The sequence below is a fragment of the Acidobacterium sp. FHG110202_01 genome (assembly GCF_059115305.1).
On sequence record NZ_JBZYWJ010000001.1, the window covers coordinates 619,791 to 643,042 of the forward strand.

22 protein-coding genes are annotated in these 23,252 nt (G+C 55.5%); 1 reads left to right on the forward strand and 21 read right to left on the reverse strand.

What is annotated here, in order from left to right; translation table 11 throughout:
• Positions 1–176: 176 nt before the first annotated feature.
• On the forward strand, positions 177–578 hold the full coding sequence (locus AC5S16_RS02455) for a DUF1801 domain-containing protein (protein WP_493928416.1): 402 nt from the start codon (positions 177–179) through the stop codon (positions 576–578).
• A 111-nt stretch (positions 579–689) separates the two neighbouring features.
• Here the strand turns inward: AC5S16_RS02455 and AC5S16_RS02460 are convergent, their stop codons facing one another.
• The 21 genes from AC5S16_RS02460 to AC5S16_RS02560 all read right to left on the reverse strand — a co-directional run bounded on the left by AC5S16_RS02460 (position 690) and on the right by AC5S16_RS02560 (position 23,248).
• Positions 690–2,477 (reverse strand): AMP-dependent synthetase/ligase, encoded by a 1,788-nt coding sequence (locus AC5S16_RS02460; protein WP_493928417.1) that lies wholly within the window; start codon positions 2,475–2,477, stop codon positions 690–692.
• A gap of 138 nt (positions 2,478–2,615) precedes the next feature.
• Positions 2,616–4,982: an Orn/Lys/Arg family decarboxylase gene (locus AC5S16_RS02465; RefSeq protein WP_493928418.1), complete on the reverse strand. Its 2,367-nt coding sequence runs from the start codon at positions 4,980–4,982 to the stop codon at positions 2,616–2,618.
• A gap of 201 nt (positions 4,983–5,183) precedes the next feature.
• A complete protein-coding gene (locus AC5S16_RS02470) occupies positions 5,184–6,191 on the reverse strand; it encodes a DsbA family protein (RefSeq protein WP_493928419.1) in 1,008 nt (335 codons plus the stop codon).
• Positions 6,192–6,222: 31 nt separating this feature from the next.
• Positions 6,223–7,869: an NAD+ synthase gene (locus AC5S16_RS02475; protein ID WP_493928420.1), complete on the reverse strand. Its 1,647-nt coding sequence runs from the start codon at positions 7,867–7,869 to the stop codon at positions 6,223–6,225.
• 18 nt (positions 7,870–7,887) lie between these two features.
• Positions 7,888–8,343 carry a lipocalin-like domain-containing protein gene (locus tag AC5S16_RS02480; RefSeq protein WP_493928421.1) on the reverse strand — a complete coding sequence of 152 codons (456 nt, stop codon included), beginning with the start codon at positions 8,341–8,343 and terminating at the stop codon, positions 7,888–7,890.
• 7 nt (positions 8,344–8,350) lie between these two features.
• The gene (locus tag AC5S16_RS02485) at positions 8,351–9,154 is read right to left on the reverse strand and encodes an ABC transporter ATP-binding protein (RefSeq protein WP_493928422.1); all 804 of its coding nucleotides are present in this window, start codon (positions 9,152–9,154) and stop codon (positions 8,351–8,353) included.
• Between the two features lie 18 nt (positions 9,155–9,172).
• On the reverse strand, positions 9,173–9,769 hold the full coding sequence (locus AC5S16_RS02490; RefSeq protein WP_493928423.1) for a molybdenum cofactor guanylyltransferase: 597 nt from the start codon (positions 9,767–9,769) through the stop codon (positions 9,173–9,175).
• Positions 9,766–11,136, reverse strand: coding sequence for a dipeptidase (locus tag AC5S16_RS02495; RefSeq protein ID WP_493928424.1), 1,371 nt, complete (start codon positions 11,134–11,136; stop codon positions 9,766–9,768). Before AC5S16_RS02495 ends, AC5S16_RS02490 begins: the two co-directional genes overlap by 4 nt.
• Before the next feature lie 56 nt (positions 11,137–11,192).
• A complete protein-coding gene (locus AC5S16_RS02500; protein WP_493928425.1) occupies positions 11,193–11,711 on the reverse strand; it encodes a VanZ family protein in 519 nt (172 codons plus the stop codon).
• 11 nt (positions 11,712–11,722) lie between these two features.
• Positions 11,723–12,070 carry a rhodanese-like domain-containing protein gene (locus AC5S16_RS02505; RefSeq protein ID WP_493928426.1) on the reverse strand — a complete coding sequence of 116 codons (348 nt, stop codon included), beginning with the start codon at positions 12,068–12,070 and terminating at the stop codon, positions 11,723–11,725.
• A 6-nt stretch (positions 12,071–12,076) separates the two neighbouring features.
• Positions 12,077–13,297, reverse strand: coding sequence for a hypothetical protein (locus tag AC5S16_RS02510; RefSeq protein WP_493928427.1), 1,221 nt, complete (start codon positions 13,295–13,297; stop codon positions 12,077–12,079).
• A gap of 102 nt (positions 13,298–13,399) precedes the next feature.
• The gene (locus AC5S16_RS02515) at positions 13,400–14,446 is read right to left on the reverse strand and encodes a CPBP family intramembrane glutamic endopeptidase (RefSeq protein WP_493928428.1); all 1,047 of its coding nucleotides are present in this window, start codon (positions 14,444–14,446) and stop codon (positions 13,400–13,402) included.
• 22 nt (positions 14,447–14,468) lie between these two features.
• Positions 14,469–14,831 carry a type II toxin-antitoxin system PemK/MazF family toxin gene (locus AC5S16_RS02520; RefSeq protein ID WP_493928429.1) on the reverse strand — a complete coding sequence of 121 codons (363 nt, stop codon included), beginning with the start codon at positions 14,829–14,831 and terminating at the stop codon, positions 14,469–14,471.
• Positions 14,818–15,072 (reverse strand): AbrB/MazE/SpoVT family DNA-binding domain-containing protein, encoded by a 255-nt coding sequence (locus AC5S16_RS02525; RefSeq protein WP_493928430.1) that lies wholly within the window; start codon positions 15,070–15,072, stop codon positions 14,818–14,820. Before AC5S16_RS02525 ends, AC5S16_RS02520 begins: the two co-directional genes overlap by 14 nt.
• A gap of 43 nt (positions 15,073–15,115) precedes the next feature.
• Entirely contained in the window at positions 15,116–15,967 is an 852-nt protein-coding gene (locus AC5S16_RS02530) for an acetyl-CoA carboxylase carboxyltransferase subunit alpha (RefSeq protein ID WP_493928431.1), read from the reverse strand.
• Positions 15,968–16,116: 149 nt separating this feature from the next.
• On the reverse strand, positions 16,117–19,635 hold the full coding sequence (dnaE, locus tag AC5S16_RS02535; protein ID WP_493928432.1) for a DNA polymerase III subunit alpha: 3,519 nt from the start codon (positions 19,633–19,635) through the stop codon (positions 16,117–16,119).
• A 96-nt stretch (positions 19,636–19,731) separates the two neighbouring features.
• Complete coding sequence (locus tag AC5S16_RS02540) at positions 19,732–20,244, reverse strand: Uma2 family endonuclease (protein WP_493928433.1); 513 nt, start codon at positions 20,242–20,244, stop codon at positions 19,732–19,734.
• Positions 20,245–20,381: 137 nt separating this feature from the next.
• The gene (locus tag AC5S16_RS02545) at positions 20,382–21,728 is read right to left on the reverse strand and encodes an inositol-3-phosphate synthase (protein WP_493928434.1); all 1,347 of its coding nucleotides are present in this window, start codon (positions 21,726–21,728) and stop codon (positions 20,382–20,384) included.
• 185 nt (positions 21,729–21,913) lie between these two features.
• Entirely contained in the window at positions 21,914–22,552 is a 639-nt protein-coding gene (locus tag AC5S16_RS02550) for a DedA family protein (protein WP_493928435.1), read from the reverse strand.
• A gap of 52 nt (positions 22,553–22,604) precedes the next feature.
• The gene (locus tag AC5S16_RS02555) at positions 22,605–22,997 is read right to left on the reverse strand and encodes a type II toxin-antitoxin system VapC family toxin (protein WP_493928436.1); all 393 of its coding nucleotides are present in this window, start codon (positions 22,995–22,997) and stop codon (positions 22,605–22,607) included.
• Positions 22,994–23,248: a type II toxin-antitoxin system VapB family antitoxin gene (locus tag AC5S16_RS02560; protein ID WP_493928437.1), complete on the reverse strand. Its 255-nt coding sequence runs from the start codon at positions 23,246–23,248 to the stop codon at positions 22,994–22,996. The genes AC5S16_RS02555 and AC5S16_RS02560 overlap by 4 nt, the downstream gene beginning before the upstream one ends.
• Positions 23,249–23,252 lie beyond the last annotated feature (4 nt).

Genomic DNA, 23,252 nt, shown 5'->3' on the forward strand with positions numbered 1-23,252 from the left:
TCGAAGGGCTCCTGCGAATCGTTGACCAGCGACGACCATGCCTCGATAGTCACACAAAGGGTGCCTCACCTTTCTTCACTTGATGATCACCCGCTAACTCGGCGATGATTGGCTGGGCTGAGACCCGACTAGAGATGTCGCGCAAACACAGATCCGAAAGCGAAAGTGGACCGACGATGGGAACAGACTTGCTGCGATTCAACGGCACTGTCGAACGCGATCCTGCCATCGATGCGTGGATGAAAAAGCATGAAGGCGAACTGGGAGCCATCGCGCATCACTGGTTTGAGGTAATGCGGAAATGCGGAGACGAAGTCCGCGAAGCCTTGCATGACGGCTGCCCGGTTGCCTGTCTGGGCGATGTGCCCTTCGGCTACGTCAATGTATTTACTTCGCACGTGAACGTAGGATTCTTTCAAGGAGCATCGTTGCCGGATCCAGCCTGTTTGTTGCAAGGCACTGGCAAGTTCATGCGCCATGTAAAGCTGAGACCGGGAATGACCACAGATGCCGCAGCACTCAGCGGGCTCATCGAGACGGCATACTCAGACATAAAGGCGCGCGTAGAAAACGGTTAGCTCAGAAGAAACACTCTGAAAGATCAAGGGCTCAAATAGAAGAGTCAATAACATAGCAGGCCCCCGCGTAAGTCATTGAAAAAATACACCAACTGCTACATAGGCGAGGGGTCAGTAAGGCTGGAGTTTGTCCGGATAGAAAGCGGCGATTTCCTGCGCGTACTGTCCATTGATGACCCGCCGTTTGAGCTTGAGGCTGGGAGTAAGTTCCCCTGTCGCCAGCGACCACTCTTCGGGAACGATCTTGAAGCGCTTGATGGTCTCGAACTGCGCCAGCCCCGCATTCACCTGGTCCACAATTTCCTGGAAGCACTTGACTACTTTGGGCTGCTCCACCAGCTCCCGCCGTGTCGGGGCGCTGATCTCTTCCAGGCGCGCCCACTCCTCGAGTGCCTGGAAATTGGGGGAGATAAGTGCAGCAATGAACTTATGCTTGTCACCGACCACCGCCGCCTGCCCCACCAGCAGATGGGCCTTCAGCTTGTTCTCAATCGGCTGAGGCGCCACCATCTTGCCACCAGAGGTCTTCAGCAGCTCCTTCTTGCGGTCGGTGATATAGAGGAAGCTGTCCTCATCAATGCGCCCAATGTCGCCCGTGCGGAACCAGTGCTCCTCATCAAAGGCCTGCGCCGTCTCGTTCGGCTTGTGCCAGTATCCGGAAAAGACATTCGGGCCGCGCACCAGCAGTTCGCCGTCCTCGGCAATGCGGCATTCGACATTCGGCAGTGGCTTGCCGACCGAGCCAATGCGATACGCCGCCGTTGTATTGATAGCCAGAACAGGGGAGGTCTCCGTCAGTCCATAGCCTTCAAGAATGCGAATGCCCGCATCAGCGAACCATGTTGCTGTGTCCATCCCCAGCGGGGCGCCCCCGGCAATGTAGTAGCGCACTCGTCCACCGAATCCCTGTTGAAGCTTGCTGAAGACCAGCTTGTTCGCAATCTTCCAGCCCATCGATGAAGGAGTCTCACCACGCAGGATCTCTTCGCGATGCTTCTGCCCGGTCTTGATCGCCCAGCCGAAAATCTTCTTCTTCAGGTTCGAGAGCGAAGCCTGACGCTCCGCCTCCTGGCGGACCTTCTCAAACACACGCGGCACCGCCACCAGCACTGTCGGACGGACGCTCTTGAGCGCAGCCGGCAGCCTCTCAAAGCTCGGGCAATAAGCAATCGTCGCCTGCCTCGTGTAGATGGCATAGTCGAGATGCCGAGCTGTAATGTGCGACAGCGGTAGAAACGAAATGCAGGAGTCCTGCGGCGTAATCTCAAATCCGGCCAGCGAGTAGTTCACATTGGACGCAATGTTTCCATGCGTCAGCATTACGCCCTTGGGCTCACCCGTTGTGCCAGAGGTGTAGATCAGCGTCGCCACATCATCCGGCCCGACGTCGTATGCCGCACGGTCAAACGCAGGATCACGCTCCACGCCATGGCTGTCTGCATCCTTTAGCAGCGACGACATCAGCACCGCATCGGGCACGCCTTCATCGTCCATCAGGACAACGCGCTCAACCACCGTCTTATTGCGCACAGCCTCGACCTTCTGATATTGCTGCTTCGTCGAAACGACAGCAATGCGCGCTCCAGAGTCGGCCAGCAGATCGCCGACCTGCTCCGGTATCAACGTGGGGTAGATCGGCACATCGATCGCTCCCATCGCCAGTGCGGCAAAGTCGGCAACCGCCCACTCCCAGCGGTTCTCCGCCAGAATGGCAATGCGGTCACCCTTCTGAATGCCCCAGCTTTTGAATGCTTCCACCAGCAGCCGCACACGCTGGTAAATCTGAATGCCAGTAAAAGGCTGCCAGTTCCCTGCTGCATCCAGGTAGAGTACAGCACGTGGATTGGAACCTGTGGCAGCAAGAAAGAAGATGTTGTTAAGCGTCTTGAGTTGGAGCATGTCGTCTGATCGACTAATCTATCCGACCGGAAGCCCGTTGCCAAGCAGCTGAGCCAAAGCTCATCCTGCATCGGAGCTCTCGATCGACAATCAGGCCTATCTCAGCGATGCACCAGCTCGGGCATCGCTGAGATGGTTTTACTTCGCCGCCCGCGATGAGGGATGAGTGCGCGGCTTGGTCCTGCCGTTGGACCGCTTGCCCGGCGTTTCAATCACGCCGCGCATCCAGAAGTTGCCCTCACCGTCCACTTCAATGCCGTGGACCTCGCGCTCGAATCCAGGAAAGCGCTTGCCGAATTCCTCCAGAGCGAGCAGGAAGCGAATCGTTGGGCTGTTAACGTCTCCCAGACGCTCGCCCGGCATACACATCGGGATTCCCGGCGGATACGGCACCAACATTACAGCCGAGACACGTCCTGGCATCTCGGTAAGGCGCACCTTTTCCGTGCCTTCGCGAATGAGCTTCTGATATGCGCGCGCTGGAGTCATGATCTGCGGAAGGTCTGTATCGAAGGCCTCCTGGAGGAGTCCGGGCAGGTTCAGCTCCTTCATCACTGCATGCATCTCGTCGCTCAATTGCTTCAGGTCCGTAGTGCCGTAGCGTTCCGGATACTTCGCAACCAGCTGAGGCAGCGCATCGCTGAGCGGAGCTTCCTGGTCGTAGAGCCGGCGAAACTCGAACAGCGTCTCGAGCAGGCTTCCCCATTTGCCTTTACTTGTGCCGACCGAGAAGAGCGTCAGGACGGTATAATCGCCAGTCCTGGCGATCTCAACGCGGCGCGCATCAAGAAACGCAGTCAGAATCGCCGCAGGAATGCCCCACTCCGCCATATTGCCCTGCGCATCGATGCCTGGTGTCAGGATCGTAACCTTCGTAGGATCAAGCAGGACGTAATCATTGGCAATATCTTCATCTTTGAAGCCGTGCCAGGCTTCGCCAGGCTTCAGCGTCCAGCACTTCGGCGACTCAGACAACAGGCTGTCCGGCGCATCTTCAAAGCGATAAGTCTCACCCGTCGCCGCATCGCTCACATAGTCCGGCTGGAACATCGCAAAGAACCAGCCGCCGCCTTCTTCAGCCTTGAGCCGATGCGCAACCGAAGCCATCGCCTTGCGGAAGCTGATCGCATCCTGAATCGTCTCCGTCATAAGAGTCGATCCGGCAGGCTCGTCCATCATGGCCGTCGCAACATCAATCGAAGCAATCATGGGATAGAACGGCGACGTTGTGCCGCGCATCATGAATGATTCGTTGAACTGATCGAACTCGAGCGGCGCACGCGGACTCTGCTTCACATGAATCATCGATGCCATAGAGAATGCGGGCAGCATTTTGTGGGTCGACTGCACAGCAAACAGCAGCGGACGGTTCGGCATCTCATCCGGCACATCCATGGCAAAGCGCCCGCGGTAAAGCGGATGGAACTTAGCGTAGGCATACCAGGCTTCATCAAAGTGTACGCGCGGCACGCTCTTCGCCAATTCTTCAACAACAGCGTTCACGTCATAGCAGAAGCCATCGTAAGTCGAATTCGTCACCACTGCGTAGCTTGGATTTTTCGACACTGCGCCGGCAAGGAACGGACTCTTGCTGATATGCTCCTCGATATTTTCCGGGCGAAAGCGCGCCAATGGAACCAGCCCGATCATTCCATAACCATTGCGCGTCGGCTTGAAATAGACAGGCCGCGCGCCAGTAACTGTAAGCGAATGGCAGATGGATTTGTGGCAGTTCAGATCAGCCAGCACCATCTCATCCTGCGCAATCACCCCGTGGCCGACAATCTGGTTCGATGTCGAAGAACCGCCCAGCACATAAAACGTCCAATCTGCGCCGAAGATGCGCGCAGCATTGCGTTCTGATTCCGCCGGTGGACCGATATGATCGAGCCATGAGCCAAGCTGCGCAGTAGAGATGCCGAGATCCGAGCGCAGCAGGTTTTCACCAAAATACTTGTGAAAAGCCATGCCCACCGGGTGCTTCAGAAACGCTACTCCGCCCATGTGCCCCGGGGCGTCCCAGGAATAAGCGCCCTGGTCTGTGTACTTCACCAATTCGCGAAAATATGGCGGCAGCAACTGCTCATGGTAGCGCTCGACTGCGAAATCAACGCGGTTGGCGATAAACGCGGGAGTATCTCCGAAGAGGTGAATATACTCGTGCACCTGCTTCACCACTTCAAGCGGCAACTCACTCACCAGCGTGCGATCAGCAATCAGAAAGATCGGCAGTTTCTTGTTGCGACGACGCACCGCGCGGACAATGCGCAGCGCTGCACGCTCATCAAACTCCTTGTTCTCCGGCAGGTCCCAGTCAAGCAGAATCGCGCTCTGCGATGGATCGGAATTCACCAGCGCAAGCCCATCCTCCGGCGTCGAAGTCCTGGCGACGCGATACCCCTCTTCCTGAATTGCCTGCACCAGCCGTTCCATCGCCTGGTCGGCTACCGAATCAGTCCCGCCTGCTTCGCTCGCAATCAACAGGACCCAGCGGCCTTGTTCCATCCTCAACCTCTCTACTCAATCCGTTACCACTCCACTAGTTCACACTTGAACCTTGAATGGAGCATGAATTTTTTATGTCCGGAACCTGGGGCTGCTTCTCAACCGCATGCGGGGAGCATGCGCGGCTTGTTGCCTGTATAGCCGGGAAATCCCATGAAAATGCCTGCCGGAAACCACCGGCAGGCATCGTACTAAATTATTCTACTTGTCGTCCTGTGCCTGGAACTCAACAATTTTCTTTAATGTTTCGTAAGGAATGGCATTCAGCGGAATGCTGCGTCCATTGATAAAAAGGGTCGGAGTCTCATTCACATTGAGGTCTTGCGCCAGATGAATCGATGCATCCACCGCACCCTTCGTCTCAGCTGATTGAGAGCAAGCAGCCGCCTTCGCCGCATCGACTCCGGCTTTGGTCGTTGCGTCTTTCAATGTCGTGTCCCCAGCCTCTGGAGTCAGGCTGGCCTGGTTTGTGAATACCGTATCCGCAAAAGTAAAGAACGCATCGTTGCCTCCCAGCTTGGCAACGCAAACGCCATAGGCTGCCGCCTTATATGCCTCGGGATGAATCGAGGTCAGTGGCAAATTCTGGAACACGTAATGCGCATTGGGAAAATCAGCGAGCAGCTTCTGTACTATCGGTTGCGCATCTTTGCAGTGCGGGCACTGAAAATCAGCAAACTCGACGAGCAGTAGTTCCTTGGAAGCAGCGCCGTGCGACGGGCCATTGGCGCCGGCCTGAAGCAACTTCCGGTTAGCGTCAAACGGGCGTGTCCCAAACGACATGACCTCGTTCGAGATCAGATGCTGGCCATCAGGCGTTGTAAAAAATTGCAGCGAGCCAATCTGCTGCGGATTCGTCTTCTGCGCTGCCAGTACCGTAATCTTGCTCACTCCCGGAGCAGCCGTCTTCTGAATGGCCTGCACCTGCCATACGCGGTCCGAGTCATATCCCCATAGTTGGCGAAGAAAGGCGTCAACCGTATCTTTGGCAGGCGTCGTCGCAGTAAAGTTCGCCTGATCTACAGGAGGAAACTGCGGCGTACCCGGCACAGGAGCAGTAGGCTTTGGAGCCGCAGGCACTTCTTCCGTGGATCCCGTAGGAGCAGGAGGAGGCGCGGGTGCATTCTGCTGCGCCAGAATTGTCGGCACTGCAACTGTACCGAGAGTCATCGCAAGCACGGTCTTGCGAAGCGAAATACCAAGATGCATCGAAATCCTTTCTGGAGTCACAAAGAAAAGTCTATACCTGAACTTTTACGGCGATAGGAAAACGCCGTCCCGGACCGAAGGCTTTCTTCGTTATCTTCAATACCGGTGCTGCCTGCTGGCGTTTGTATTCGCTGCGCTCTACCATTTTGACGACCTTGCGCACCAGTTCGAGATCAACTTTCTGTCTGGCTGCAATCTCTTCCGGAGTCTCGTAGTTCTCAACATAAGCCTCCAGAATCGGATCGAGCACGCTGTAGGGCGGCAGCGAGTCAGTATCTTTCTGCCCTGGCCGCAACTCGGCCGATGGCGGCTTCTCAAGAATTTCCTGCGGAATGCGCTCGCCATTGCGATTGGCAAAGCGGCACAAGTCATAGACGCGCGTCTTCATCAGGTCGCCGATTACCGCCAGCGCGCCTACCATGTCGCCGTAAAGCGTGCAGTAACCAACCGACATTTCAGACTTGTTCCCCGTCGTCAACACCAGCGCATTGAATTTATTTGAGAGCGCCATCAGCAGAGTGCCACGGGTACGCGACTGAATGTTCTCTTCAGTGATGTCCGGTTGAAGCCCGGAGAAGAGCGGAGCCAGGGCTTTGTTGTATTCAGTAAACAGGCCACTGATGGGAATCTGCTCAAAGCGAATGCCAAGGTTCTCCGCCAGCTTGCAGCTGTCGTCGATAGAGCCTTTCGAGGAATAAGGGCTCGGCATCCCCACACCAAACACATTCTCTTTCCCCAGTGCATCGACAGCAATGGTCGCCACCAGCGCAGAATCAATTCCCCCGCTCAGAGCTATGAGCACTTTGGAAAAGCCGCACTTGCGCACATAATCGCGCGTGCCTAGCACCAGAGCACTATAGACTGCTTCATCCAGATTGTCCGTTTGCCAGTGAATATCTCCCGTTCGCGATTTCAGATTGGCAAAGACCAGATCCTCTTCAAACGACCTGCCCTGCGCGATCAGGTCACCTTCAGCAGAAAGCACCAGGCTTGACCCGTCAAAGATGAGGCTGTCCATACCGCCCACCTGGTTCACCATTACTACCGGCGCGCCGTGATGCCGCGCAATAGCCGCCAGCATCTCGCGGCGCGTCTTGCGCTTTCCTCGCCAGTAGGGCGATGCCGAAATGTTCAGAATAACGTTGCCGCCCTCGCGCATCAATTCTTCCACAGGATCGACAGCATGCAGCCGGTTGTGCCAGAAATTCTTGTCGTTCCATGCATCTTCGCAAACGGTCAACGCGACGCGGTCACCACCCAAATGCACCAGATGCTGCCGCTCAGCCGGAGCAAAATATCGCTGATCGTCAAAAACATCGTAAAAAGGCAGCAGCATCTTCGATTGCACAAAAGCAATCTCACCGTTGCGCAAGAGAGCCGCAGAGTTCATCACCCGTTTCCCTGTTCCTGCAGGAGCAGGTGTCACATATCCAACAATGCTGGCAATATCCAGGTCAGACGTTGCCTCGGCAATTTCCCTGACCGCTTCTTCTGAACGCGCAACGAATGATGGCTTATCAAGAAAATCAGCCGGAGGATATCCGCAGACTGCAAGCTCCGGAAAGAGCACAAGGTTTGCTCCGCCACGCGCAGCCTCACGTGTAAAGTTGAGAATCTTGTCGATGTTTCCGGTGAAATCACCGATCGTAGGATTGATCTGGGCGAGCGCAACCTTCACAGATTTAGTTTAGCAATGTTATTTCTTTACGCGCTGCCAGGTAAGCTGCACTGCGACCACTCCATCACTCGAAAGAATCGGCGGCGTGCGCAGGATCAACGTGTCGTCTTCGAGTTTGTGATAGCGCAGCTGCGCCGTGCCCAGCCAGTTCGGGAAAAGGCTGACCTCGACATGATGTGTCACCGTATTGCCTTCCACTGTGTATGGGCCGGCATAAGCAATGTAATCGCGCTTGCGGCGAGCTTTCTGGGCTTCCGTTTTATCAACGTTGTGCCGCCTGCCTGCAGGGCTGAGATTTCCGCTCATGTAGCCTTCTGCTGAATACAGCAGAAATCCGACAACATTCTCGCCCCAGGGCCTTTCGACTGTGCCGTCTTCGTGCAGAAATGCATAATCCACCAGCTTCCACGTGCCGACAAAATCGCTGGCTGTGGTTGCCTTGCTGCCATTCTTCAGCTCTTGCGTCGCAGACATAAGAGTATTAGGCCTCCGGAAGCACCAGCGCATCGAGGTCGAGGAACTGACGCACAATTTCATCCTGCGACTTCTCCATCTCTTCCATCGTGCCGAAGAAATGCGCTTTCGCCTGATGCAGAAAGAGCACGCGGTCAGCAAGCTTCTTGGCGAAACGCATATCATGCGTCACGACGATGCTTGTGAGATTCAGCTGATGCTTCAGTTTCTGGATCAGGTCGCCCAGCAATCGCGCAATCAGCGGATCAACCATCGTCGTCGGCTCATCATAGAGAATCGCTTCAGGCTGTGCCGCCAGAGCACGTGCGATGGCGACGCATCGCTTCATTCCCGTCGAAAGATCGGACGGTAGAAGGTCTTTCATCTCGGCAACTTCTACCATCTCCAGCAGTCCGTTCACGATCTGCTGAATCTGGTCTTCCGCCAGCTCGCCGCGCTCGCGCAGCGGAAAAGCAACATTCTCACCCACGCTGAGCGAATCAAAAAGAGCGCCGTTCTGAAAAACCATCGTCACTTTGCGCCGAAGAGTCTGCATCTGTGCTTCGCTGTAGCCGCAGATGTTCTCCCCCGCAACAAGAATTTCTCCCGAATCCGGTTTAAGAAAGCCCATGATCTGCTGCAGCGAAACTGACTTGCCGACACCGCTTCGACCCAGAATGCAGAGTGTCTCTCCCGGAAGTACGAAGAAGCTCACGTTATCGAGCACCACGTTATCACCAAAGGCTTTCGAAACCTTCTCAAAGGCGATGTATGGATGCTGTGGTCGCGAGCCGTTCTTCTCCGCGATGACAATCTCAGGAATCTTGCTCAATCCGGATGTCTCCTGCCTTTAGATTACCAATGCCAGATCGGCAGGTGTATTGAGGTTTTGAAACCAGCGATGGACTGGAATATCGGAAGCCCAGTCATCTCGCGCTGCAGCGACAGCTTCAATGTTGAAGACATCGATATTTCCCTTCGCAGCTTTTTCGATGCCGCGCATGACCTTGTAGCCGCCTGCTTCCAAAGCAGCTTTAATCCCAACAAACAGATCACGATGGTACACCGCGCACAAAGGCTCGGGGCGCCCTACCGATATTGGAACTGTAGCCCATGCCCGAGTCACGGAAACACGCTGCCCTAAATAGCGAAGGAACATCGGCGGCAGCAGCGGCAGGTCAACGGCAACAAACAGGCTCCACTCACTCTCGGTGGATACAAGCGCAGCCTCTATGCCGCCAAGCGGCCCACATGCTTCACGCACGTCAGGAACAACAGGCGCATACTGAGCAAGATCAGGACGAGAGCCAACAATATGCGGCTGAAGTCCCGCGCTCTTCAGCAAGGCCACAGCATGCTCCACCAGAGGCCGCCCCTCATACGCAAGCAGCGCCTTGTCGCGCCCCATGCGCGTGCTGCGCCCTCCGGCCAGAACAAATCCGTTCACTTCCCCAACTCTTCAAAGAAAGTAATGATCGATTCAATCCCGCGATAGAAATTCGCAAGATGGAATTTCTCATTCGGCGCATGCAGATTGTCGTCCGGCAGCCCGAAACCCATCATCACAGTAGGAATCTTCAGGTGCCGCTCAAAGTTGCCGACAATCGGAATCGACCCGCCGGAGCGGATAAAGACTGTGTCTTTCTTCCAGACCTGCTCGAGCGCTTTCGTCGCTGCCTGGATATAGGGATTATCCGTGCCCACAACAATGGCATCGCCTGAGTGAATCAGCCGCACCTCCAGCTCAATGCCGGCAGGTTTCAGCGATTCCACAAACGTCTTATATTGCGCAAACGTCTCCTGCGGCGTCATATCCGGCACCAGGCGCATCGAGACTTTCGCCATCGCCTTCGCCGGAATCACTGTCTTCGCACCTGCGCCGGTAAAACCTCCCGGCATTCCGTGAACATCCAGCGTAGGCCGCGCCCAGGTGCGCTCGATCACCGAATATCCCGGCTCTCCTGCCAGCTGCGATGATCCAACTTCCGTCTTGCGGTAATGCTCCTCATCAAACGGCAGGCTCTTCCAAGCTTTCAATTCGTCAGCGCTGAGAGCCTGCACCTTGTCATAAAAACCGGGAATGAGAATGCGCCCGTCTTTGTCTTTCAACTGCGCGATGATCTGCGCGAGCGCCACAAACGGATTCGGCGCAGCTCCGCCATAGATTCCCGAATGCAGGTCGCTCTTCGCGCCGCGCGCTTCTATCTCTGTGTAGATCATGCCACGCAGCCCCACGCACAGTGTCGGCAGTTCCGGAGCAAACAATTCCGTATCGCACACAAGCGCAAAATCAGCCTTCAACTCTTCCGGGTGCTCGCGCACAAACTTCGCAATCGATTCCCCGCCAACTTCCTCCTCGCCTTCGAGAATCACGCGCACATTCAGGAGCAGCTTCCCACCATGCGACGCAAACAGCGCCTCCAGCGCCTTCACCTGCATATACATCTGGCCCTTATCATCTACGGCGCCGCGCGCATAGAGATTGCCATTACGCTCTGTCGGCTCAAACGGAGGCGACAACCACTCATCCAGAGGATCTGGCGGCTGAACATCGTAGTGCCCGTAGCAAAGAACCGTCGGCTTGCCCGCAGCATGAAGCCATTCGGCATAGACCAGCGGATGCCCCTCGCCCTCAATCAGCCGCGCATTTTCCATGCCGATGCGCTTCAGCTCCGCAACCAGAACCTCAGCAGTCTTACGCACATCGCCCTTGTGCTCGGGCAGCGTGGACACAGAAGGTATCCGCAGCAGTGCCTTCAATTCATCGAGAAATCGCGCAGAATTTTCGCTTGCATATTCAACAGCAGTCGGCATCCCATTCTCCCATGTGCATCTGGATCAACAGACGAGTATACGGAAAGCAGTACGCTTCAGCGCGAAGCAGTGATTTCCTTTTCCCGCTTCTTGGCACGCGATGCGCGCACACGCCACACGATGAATAAGACCATCAGCAGCACGAGATGCGCGGTGACAGCTCCAGAAAGATCAATGCCGACATCGAAAGGAGAACTGGTTCGTCCCGGCAGTAGCGACTGGTGCCACTCATCCCACGAGGCCAGTGCAAGCGTAGATACAAGTGCCAGAGGCGCAGCCAGCGCGAACAGCCATCCCTTACCGCGCGATTTCTCCGAAAAAGTAACGCGCCAGCCATTAAAGAATCCCAGACTCACAAGGCCATAGCCGACAAAATGCCCCGTTTTGCGAATCCAGTGATGGATCGCGCCCCACCGCTCCGGAGAAATCGGGCCAAACAGCTTGATCCAGAGGGGCAGGAGCCACCTGCTGGTATTATTGGCAGACATCGTTCCGGTGGATTCAATAAGGATGACCGTCACTCCAATCATCGCCGGAATCCAATGTAGAAAAAGAAAAAGTCGCGATCGCGCCATGCAGAACTCTCTCAATACCTCGGCATGGCCGGATCAATCAGCGTAGCCCATGCATCAATGCCGCCCCTGAGCGACTGCGCCTGCTCAAATCCCTGGCTGCGCAGCCATACGGCTACATTCATCGAGCGCACGCCATGATGACAAATGGCAACGATATGAGTATCCGGATCAAGCTCCTGATTGGCCCGGCCGGGAACATCGCCCATCGGCATCAGCACACTGCCTTCAATGCGCGCCACCGTGTACTCCACGGGCTCGCGAACATCAAGAAGGATAGTCTTTTCCCGCTCTGGCCCGGCAATAATTTCAGATAGCTGTTGCGGAGTGATCTCGTAATCCAGCATATTGCCAGAATACATGGACTCCTATTGCGGCTGTTGTTGCTGCGGAGGGCCACCCGGCAGCGACTGAGGCCCTGAGGATGGCAGAGGCTGGGGATCTGAAGCCGAAGGCGGACCGGGAAGCGGCTGCACCTTCGGCTTGTCTGAATCCTTTGGAAACTGCACCGGGGCCATCGTCGGATGGTTCTTATCATCATCCGTGGGGAGTTTCTCTCCCGGCTTTCGCAGCGATGGCGGCGCCTGCGGCGCAGACTGTTTCGCAGTAGCCGTCGGATCCTCATCTCCCATCTTCACTGCACGCACATTAGGATTCGGCGTCGTGCTCCAGTAATCGCCCATTTCGTTGTCCGCGCGGATGACAGGCGGCTTGCCAACCTCGGCAACCTCCACGCGAATCACACGGTTCCCATTGATGCGCACAAACTCCACCGGCTTCGGAGACTCGCCGTAGATCCACTCCTCAAACGGCATCTGCCCTTCGCGCTCGCGCACTTTCTGCTGCGGCTGGCCCATCGCATAGACCACCATCTCGGTACTCATGCCTACTAGAACATGATGATCGAGGATGGCCTGCTTGAGTTTTGGCGGCAGTGTGTCCGTGTAGGCTTTCACCGGCGACTTCACCCCGAATCCAAGCACCGGAGCAAGCAGCGCTTCCACCTGCTGTCCGCTGACTTCCGGCACAGCATGAGGAAAAATAAGTGTGAGGCGGGAACCAACCGGGGCCTGCCCATTATCCTGCACGACAGGCGTTGTATAGTTCGGGTCTGCTCCGATGGAAACATGCCGCAGCCATTTATGCTTTGGATCAGGACCACCATTGAGCAGAAGAACGATGCGGTCATCCTTTATCTTTACGTCCGTGATGACGCAGCGATCGCCTGGCTTGGCCGATGTACCATGCTCGTTGATCTCGTTGACATAGTCGGAGCCGGTGGGCTGCATATCACCGTTTGCACGAAGAGTGAGCCCTTTGCTGGCCAGGGGCAAAGGCCGCATGGCAAAGCCCTGCTCCGCAGTGAGGGAACGGATCAATTCCTGACGTCCGCGCTCGCTGATAGGCTGAGTTGGCAGAGGAATATTGGTAGGGTGGAAATCCAGATAATGGCCTTCAATTTTCTCCGGGCCGACAGTAAAGACCTGCGTCCAAGAGATTCCCGCTGAAACGAACAGCAATATTGCTCCACCTGTCAGTACGCGCCACAGGCGGCGGGAGTGCATGCCATGTGCTGCGAAACCCTGCATGACGGGCCCCCACAACTCTGGACTACAAGCATGGCGCGATTTGCAGCCGATTGCAAGCCCGGCAGCGCCATACCGTGCAAACTTTGTTTTGAATAGGGAAAATTACAATTCGGTCTTATCTGGCTTATCGACCACAGTTTTTTCGCCGGATTCATCTGCGGGCGCAGATGGCGTAGTTCCGTTCATGGAAGCAGGAGCAATCTGCACCAGACTTGGCACTGCAGGAGCAGCCGCACCCATCGCCGCTTCATGCTGCCGGCGCGCCATTGCGTCAATGTCCATAGGAATGCCGCCCGGCACAATCACCGGCTGCGCGTATTTATGAGCGTAATCCCGCGTGACTTTTATCAGCACAATCATCAACACGGGAAGAACAATGACCGCAACCGCGCTTCCCTCCGGCCCGTAGCCGCCGCCGGTAAACCACACCGGCCCATTGGCATTCGACGAAATAATCGGATTGAACACAGTCATTCCGCTCACCGGAAGGCCGAACAGAATGCCCATGCTCGCATTCCATCCAAAATGGAGCCCCCACGGCAGCCAGAGAGCGCGCGTCCTCAGATACGCGATCGAAAATAGCCATCCCGCTAGAATAGTCACCAGTGTGCTTGCCGCCGTCGCGTTGGTGTTCATCAGATGAATCACGGCAAAGAGCACAGACATGAGCAGCGTCGCAACCGTTGCCCCGGTTGCGTCAATCAGCCGCTGAAAAGGATATCCGCGAAAAGCAATCTCTTCTGCGAGCGCAGAAATTGCCAGCGTCGCCAGGTTCACAAGGAGCAGAAAGAATTGATGGCGGTCCGTCCAGAAAGTCACAACCATACCGCCGATCAGGGCCATTGGAAGAACGCACGCGACCACGCCTCCCCATCCGAATGCCATTCCGACAGCACATTCGCGCGTCCATCCATCGCGTCGCGCCAGGCCCATTAGTTTGAGCGGCTGTTGCTGATGCTGCACGGCATATCCCATGCCCGCATAACCAATCAGCAGTAGAAACAGCAGAATAAGACTGTTGACCAGCAGAAACCAGTCGCCCGAGCTGAGTCCGTTCGCCGCGCGCAGCGCAACCTGCTGCGCAAACACAAAGTAGATGGCCGCTATGGCGAACCAGCTGAAGGAACGGAGGCGGTTGGTTGAACTCATGCGCAAGTACAGCCCTTCTGGTCTACGAAGCCACCCTGATCCCTAGCCCGTCCAGGACTCTGGATACAGAGTAGGCCAACTGGGTCCGATCAGACTTTGAAAGCGCACCGATGCGCCGCAAAATCAGGCGATCATCCAGAGTAAAAAGCTTCATGCGAATTACAGAATCCGCGTGTATTCCAGCGTTCGCTTTATCGACAATGGGAACATCAAGCGGCCAAGGCGCGTTGCCTGAGCTGGTAATCATCGCCAGAATGCTGTGACCGCAGGAAAACTTCGCACTGGAAGACAGAATTACAGCTGGACGGCGCTTTATAGCTTGTTTATCTGTAAAAGGGAAAGGGACCACAACAACATCACCACATTGGTAGTTAGAGGCCTGCATATGCCTCTTCATCAGCGTCGGAGAGCCATTCAGAAGCCAGCGTATCCGAAACAGCAGCCGCAAATTGGCGGTCTAAAGGATGCGCTTTTCGCACGATCACCGATGAATTCACCCGATCGCGTATCTCAAATGCAACTTCATCCCCAGGCCCAATGCCAAGCACCTTCCGGGCCGCCTCAGGAATTGTTGCCTGGCACTTGCTCGTTAACCGGACAACCACTGTATGGGTATGAGCAGGCATCTTCTTCATGGGCAGTAATACCGTAATACCATTCTAACGCCAATCATGAGATATAAAACTGCGCTATATTGCGGAACTTCTCATAGCGGAGCTTCAGCATTTCCTCGCGAGACAAGGCTTTCACTTCATGAAAATGCCACTTCAGTTTTTCTTCGAGCAGCCGCGCTGCGGCTTCCGTATCGGCATGCGCTCCGCCTTCCGGCTCAGGAACAATGTCATCCACACAACCGAATGACTTCACATCTGATGCCGTCAGCTTCAGCGCTTCCGCGGCCTGTGCTCTTTTAGATGCATCGCGCCACATGATCGAAGCGCAGCCCTCGGGAGAGATCACAGAGTAGATCGCATTTTCGAGAATCAGCACCCGATCGGCAACAGCCAGCGCCAGCGCGCCGCCCGATCCACCTTCGCCGGTAATCGTGGCAATAATGGGCACCTGCAGGTGCGACATCTCAAACAGATTGCGAGCAATCGCCTCCGCCTGCCCACGCTCCTCTGCGCCAATCCCCGGATTAGCACCGGCAAGATCTATGAGTGTAAAAACCGGCCGCCCGAACTTCTCGGCAATCTTCATGGCACGGAGTGCCTTGCGGTAACCCTCCGGGTCAGGCGACCCGAATTTCCGCTGGACGCGCTCCTTCACCGTGCGCCCCTTGAGGTTGAAGATCACCATCACCTCTTCGCCCTGGAAGCGCGCCATGCCGCAGGACAAAGCCGGATCGTCGCCATAGGCGCGGTCGCCGTGAATCTCGCTGAACTCGGTAAAGATGGTCTTGATGAAATCCATTGGATACGGCCGCTGCGGATGACGCGCCAGCTCCGTTTTTTCCCACGCTGCAGGAATGGCTTCAGCCACAGCCTGCATCTCCTCTACTTTGCCTGCCTGCTCAGTCATAGACGATGCAAGTCTTACTGTTCGATTGTATGGATGTGATGGCAAAGAGACAAATTGCCTTCAGCAGAAAAACGGGGCGTATGCGAGACCTCATACCTCGAAAGAGATGTCGACAAAATCTGGAGTCCTCGTTCGTGGCTGAACCTCTGTCAGTCGATGGCCTGCACCATCCCCCGCCCCAGCAACTCCTCTGCACGGTCGATAAATGAGCGATCAGCCGCCACGCTTAGCCCGACCGGCTCGATCATCACGCAGAACTCGCCTTGCTGCTCCAGGTTCAACATCAATTTCCCCGGCCCGGGCGACGCAGCAATCATCTGCCGCAACTCATGCAGAGTAGCATCGCTGGCACGCTCCAGAGGTATGCGGATGCGGATATTCTGCGGCAGACGCACCTTCATATCTTCAAGCGCCTGAATGGAAGAAACAGCCAGCTTGGGTGCAGCTTCTTCTTCCGCGCGAAGCTGTCCGCGGACAACCACCGGCACCTCGATCTTCAACACTTCCTTCAGCCGCTCATAGTCTTTTGGAAAGCAGATGAGATCGATCTTGCCTGTCGCATCTTCGAGCGATGCCTGCGCATAAAGCTCGCCTGAGCGTTTGGATTTTGCGACCTTCAGGCCGACAATCATTCCCGCAATCGCAGTTTCATTCTCCGGAGCCTGCCCGCGCCGCCCGTTGCTGGGAGCAGGCTTCATTTCAAGCGCCGTCGCCGTATCGATCACACCGGGAAGGTTGCGCAGCTTCTCTTCATATTTGTCCAGCGGATGTCCGGAAACAAAGAAGCCCAGCACTTCCTTTTCCGACTGAAGACGCTGGTGCTCATCCCAGTCAGGAACATGCGGCAGCTCATCAGCTTTCGATACTGTCGCGGGATGGTCATCAAAAATTCCAAACAGCCCATGTTGCCCGGCTTCGAGATCGCGTTGCGCCTTCTGTGCCCGCTCAATCGCCCTGTCCACCGCCGCCATCAGCTGCGCACGCCGCCCCAGGGAATCCAGAGCGCCGGCCTTGATCAGCGATTCAATCACGCGCTTGTTCATCAGGCGCAGATCGACCTTTTCGCAGAACTCCCAGAAAGAAGCAAATTTCTTGCCTTGCTCCGTAAGCTCCTTGCGCGCAGCAAGAATCGAATCAATAGCGTTTCGTCCGACATTCTTGATAGCCGTCAGCCCGAAGCGGATCGCATTGCCGTGCGGCGTAAAATCGGCATCGCTGAAGCTCACATCCGGCGGCTCGACCGGAATCTCCATTTCGCGGCATTCCTTGATGTACTTGACCACGTTCTCCGGCTTCGAGATTTCCGAAGTCAGCAGCGCCGCCATAAACTCCACCGGATAGTGCGTCTTCAGGTAGGCCGTCTGATATGCGAGCAGAGCATACGCCGCCGAGTGCGACTTGTTGAAGCCATACCCGGCAAACTGCTCCATCAGATCGAAGATCTTCGTGATCTTGTCCTTGGGGAATTTCTTTTCGAGCGCTCCATCCACAAAACGGTCGCGCTGCTTGGCCATCTCCTCAGGGTTCTTTTTGCCCATCGCGCGGCGCAGCAGGTCGGCTTCACCCAGCGAGTAGCCCGCCAGCACGTTGGCAATCTGCATCACCTGTTCCTGGTAGACGATGACGCCCAGCGTCTCCTTCAGAATCGTCCCCAGCTCCGGCAGCTCATACTCGACCTTCCTGCGGCCCCACTTGCGCTCGATGAAGTCATCGATCATGCCGCCCTGGATTGGCCCCGGACGATACAGCGCATTCAGAGCTGTCAGGTCTTCCACCGTCGTTGGCTTGTAACGCCGCAACACATCACGCATTCCGCCCGATTCAAACTGGAAGACACCCGAAGTCAGCGCGCGGTGAAAAACCTTCTCATAGGTATGCTGGTCATCGAGCGGAATCTTCTCGATATCCAGCTTCTCTCCCTTGTTCTTCTCGATCAGCTTCAGGCAGTCATCAATGACCGTCAGCGTGGTCAGCCCAAGAAAGTCCATCTTGAGCAGGCCCATCTTCTCCACCGCCTTCATGTCATAGGCGGTGACAATTTCGTCGTTCTTGCTGCGCGCCACCGGAACAAGATCGGTCAGTGGACGCGGCGCAATCACCACACCGGCCGCATGCACGCCCGCTCCGCGAACCAGACCTTCCAGCTTCTTCGCCGTGTCGATCAGTTCGCGAATCTGCGGATTCGAGTCATACGCCTCCTGCAGAGGCGGCGAATCCTCTAAAGCCTGTTCGATGGTTACGCCAATTGTCGTAGGCACCAGCTTGGCAATGCGGTCCACATCGCCATACGGCATTTCGAGCGCGCGGCCCACGTCCTTGATCGCCGCCTTCGCCGCCATCGTATTGAACGTGATGATCTGTGCTACCTGCTCGCGCCCATATTTGCGCGTGACGTAATCAATCACCTCGCCGCGCCGGTTCATGTCGAAGTCGATGTCGATATCCGGCATCGACACGCGCTCCGGGTTCAGAAAGCGCTCAAAGAGCAACTCATTCTGCAGCGGGTCGATGTTCGTGATCTCCATCACGTAGCCGACCAGTGAACCCGCTGCCGATCCGCGCCCCGGCCCTACAGGAATGCCGTTCTCACGCGCATAGCGGATAAAGTCCCACACAATCAAAAAATAGCCGGGGAACTTCATCTGCTTGATGATTCCGATTTCGCGCTCAAGCCGCGCTTCGTATTCGGAGATCGGATGCCTCAGCAACCCGTGATCCTGCAAATGCCGGATCGATGTTTCAATGCGCTTCTTGTAGCCTTTGCGGCAGACATCCTCAAAGTAGCTGTCAATCGTATGCCCCGCCGGCACCGCAAACTCAGGAAACGGATTGTCCACTTTGCTGAGTTTCAGATTGCAGCGCTCGGCAAACTGCATCGTACGACTCACAACTTCCGGAGCATGCGAGAAAAGCTTCTCCATCTCCGCCGCGGTCTTCACATAGAACTGGTCGGAATCGAACTTGAAGCGCTTGGGATCATGAATCGACGACGCTGTCTGCACGCACAGCAGTATCTCGTGAGCATGCGCGTCATCGTCACAGAGATAGTGGCTGTCGTTCGTTGCTATAAGAGGAATGCCCAGGTCTTTTTCCAGGCGGAACAAGTCAGCATGGATTTTCTTTTCCAGCTCCAGTCCCTGGTCTTGAATTTCGAGAAAGAAGTTTCCCTTGCCAAAAATATCCTGATACTGCCCTGCGACAGCCTTCGCCGCGTCGTACTTCCCTTCCATCAGGTTCTCGCACAGCTCACCCGCCAGGCAGCCCGAAAATCCAACCAGCCCTTCAGAGTGCTCCGCCAGATACTTCTTGCTTACACGCGGCTTGCGATAGAAGCCATAAAGCGAAGCCTCCGAAGTAATCCGCACCAGGTTGCGATAGCCCTCTTCGTTTTCCGCCAGCACCAGCAGATGGTTGTAGTCATCGCCCTGCGGATCGGCGCGGTGGTCTTCCTTCTTGCACACATACAGCTCGCAGCCCAGAATCGGCTTCACGCCGCGCTTCTTCGCCGCCTCAAAGAAATGCACCGCGCCGTAGATATTGCCGTGGTCGGTAATAGCCACCGCGCTCTGGCCTATGTCGGCAACACGATTGACAAGCTTCTCCACATCGCAAGCGCCATCCAGCAGCGAGTAGTCCGTATGCAGATGCAGGTGGGTAAATTCAGCCATGGGTATAGCTTCATTTTAGTTCTGTTGTGTTCGGGAATTCAGGCAAAGCACAGGTGCAAATAAAGGCACGCCTGAGGAAAAGCGGTACAGAAATGATTATTTGCGCAGCAGCTTCCCAATCTCATCCACGGCAAACCGGATACTCCGCGCCGGCTCATCAAATACTTCCCGGCGAAGCAACTGCCTGTCCTCATATCTCGAAAAACTCCCGTCCTCCGGATCGACGACCCAGATCTGCGGAATGCCCATCGCCGCATAATCATCCAGCTTGTGCTTCAGCCGCTTGACGGTATCTTCGGGCGAAAGGATTTCGAAAACAGCAATGGGAGCATGCGTAATAATTTGCTCTTGGGGGTGCGAAGACTCAAGAACTGTCACATCCGGAACCCGGAATCTGGTCGAAGCGACTTGAACCCGAAGTTCAGGGAAAACATCGATGTTCCATTCTTCTTCGTGTTTGAAAAACCATTTCTGAATCGCTGCCTGCCATGCAGCGTGGTCCAGTTCACCCATCGGACGCTCCTCAATCTCCCCGTCCACATACTCAGCATCCGGCTCATAGGAAGACCTGAGATACACCTCAACCGGCACATGTGTCGATGTCGCCATAAAGTCCTCCAACGCTTTTAGGATACCGCCAGGATCTCGTTCTACAAAGAAAACGGCAGGTACACGACCTGCCGTTTTTGACTTAGCGGTGAAATCTTAGCGTATCTTGGTGTTCTTAGCGCCTTGCGGTGGAATTCTCAGTCGTAGTACTCCAACCCAAGATGCGTGATCAAATCCTCGCCCATAACATGCCGCAGCGTATTCTTGAGCTTCATCAGCTGAATAAATAAATCATGTTCCGGATACAGTCCTTCAGCCGTCATCGGTGACTTGAAGTAGAAACTCAGCCACTCCTGAATTCCCAGGTGCTTCAGCTCAGGAGTCCGCTGCGCCAGATCAAGGAACAACACCAGGTCGAGCGCAATTGGTGCTGCAAGAATCGAGTCGCGGCAGAGGAAATCGACTTTGATCTGCATCGGATACCCGAGCCATCCGAAGATATCGATATTGTCCCAACCCTCTTTGTTATCGCCGCGTGGCGGGTAATAGTTGATGCGGACTTTATGGAAGATGTCTTTGTAGAGGTCGGGATAAAGCTCCGGCTGCAGAATGTAATCGAGCACACCGAGCTTCGATTCTTCCTTCGTTTTGAACGACTCCGGATCGTCCAGCACCTCACCGTCGCGGTTGCCGAGAATGTTGGTCGAATACCAGCCAGAAACACCAAGCATGCGCGCCTTGAACGCCGGAGCCAGCACCGTCTTCATGAAGGTCTGCCCGGTCTTGAAGTCCTTGCCGCAGATCGGCGCTCCTGTCTGCTTCGAAAGCTGCAGCATGCACGGCAGGTCAACGGTGAGATTGGGCGCTCCATTGGCAAACGGAACACCTTCCTTCAGCGCCGCATAAGCATAAATCTGAGACGGAGCGATGTTCGGGTCGTTGTCCACCAGGCCCTTCTCAAACGATTCAATCGTGGCGTGCACCGCCGAAGGCTCAAGAAAGATCTCCGTCGACCCGCACCAGAGCACCACCACACGATCCACCGTCGCCTTGAAGGCCTGAATATCAGACCTCAGTTGCTGCGCCAGATCGCACTTGCTCTTGCCCTGCTTCACGTGCGTACCGTGCAGGCGCTTCACATAGTGCTGGTCGAAAACCGCCGGTATCGGCTTGATCGCCTCAAGAAACGGCTTGATGCTCTTCAACTGGTCACGGTCGAGCACCGCGGCATGCTCGGCTGCCTCATACATATCTTCCGGAAAGATGTCCCATCCGGTGAAAACAACATCATTCAGGTCAGCGAGAGGCGCAAAGTCCTTGATGAGCGGTGAACGCCCATCAGTGCGCTTGCCCAGGCGAATCGTGCCCATCTGCGTCAGCGATCCGATAGGCTTGGCCAACCCCTTGCGCACCGCTTCTACGCCGGCAATCAGAGTCGTAGCCACCGACCCCATGCCGACTGTCATAATTCCAAGTTTTCCCTTTGCTGGCTGGACTTTTGATTCCGCAGCGGCTGTTTTCCCGCTTTCTTTCTGCGTAGACATTCCTTGCTTCAACCGTCCTTATTTGATGAATATTTGGGTGGTATCAAACTCTGTAGTGTCTGCTTTTGGTTGCAGATTTGGCAAATGCTGCGGATTCAGTGGTAGAAAGCGCAGCGCGAATGGAACGCCGTACGCAGTAAGCAGTTGTTAGAACTGTGCCCTGCACCCTGAGCGCTGCCTTTCCATCATGCTTCTTCCGGACGAACTCTGTTCTTCCAGTGCGTCCACACAAACCAGACCACCCCCGCCAGCAGCACAATTTCCACTGCCAGATGGAAACGATGGAATGCAGCCTTAAATCGCGGATCCGTCTCCCACGCCTGTCCCAGCTTCATTCCAAAGTAAGCCAGCACATAGCACCACGGCCATGATCCGACGAAGGTGTAGATGTGAAACCGAAGCTGCGGCATCTTGGCAATCCCGGCAGGCAGCGCGATAAACGTGCGCACCACCGGCAGCAGCCGTCCAAGAAAAACGGTGATCCCGCCATAGCGCTGGAAGAAATGCTCCGCCCGGTCAAGGTCATGATGATTCAGCAGCACAAAGCGGCCATATTTCATAATGAAAGGCCTGCCGCCCAGCGCGCCGATCCAATAGGCGATCACCGAGCCAAGATTGCAGCCTATGGCGCCGGCAGTAGCCACCCAGATGAGCTTGAGTTGTCCCGTATGCACCAGGTAACCGGCGAACGGCATGATGATCTCCGACGGCAGCGGGATACACGCAGACTCAATTCCCATAAGGAGTGCAACCCCGATATACCCGGAAGAGGAAATGGTGGCAATGATGAAGGAGGCAAGAACGGCCAGTATTTTTTCGGTCATTCGTGTTCGAGTATACCTGCTTGACGCTAAATCCTTATGAAGCTGTGGATACTCAAGTCGCTGCCACTATGTCGGTATGAATAAAATCATCGCCTTTGAATAACAGAGGTTCATTTTTCGCTTTTGCCAGTGCATAGGCAAAGCAGTCTCCGAAATTCAGTTTTGCTGGATGCCCACTGCCTTTTCCAAAATCCCTGTACGCATCGCGCGCAATTTTCACTTGAGCTTCTGTTACTGGCTCAATCATTAGATCAGCATCCCGAACAAGATCGTCGAACCTGCGGCTGGCTACCGGATCACGGCTCCCATCAATCACTACTGCAGTTTCGAGATAACTGGCAGCAGAAATACGTCGATGAATGGCGTCCGCGACTGCATTGGCAAATATAACCGCGTCTGCTTCATCACGAAGAATAGCAATGAGTGCCGAGGTATCAACGATCATCGCGGCAGACCTTTTTCGTCATAGAGTAAATCACCATGATCCATGGAACGGAAAGGTTCCTTCAGATGAGCTGCGCACTCTTTACCAATACGCAGCAATCTCTCGGACAGGTTTTTTCCCCGCTCATGGCGGATCCGGTCTAGGCGCTCGCGGACTGCCTCCGTAACAGCCTGAGTGATACTTTCCCCAGTCAGTTCGGCTAGTTGATGCGCAAGCTTATGGGCTTCCTGATTTTTGATATTCAAACTCATGGAT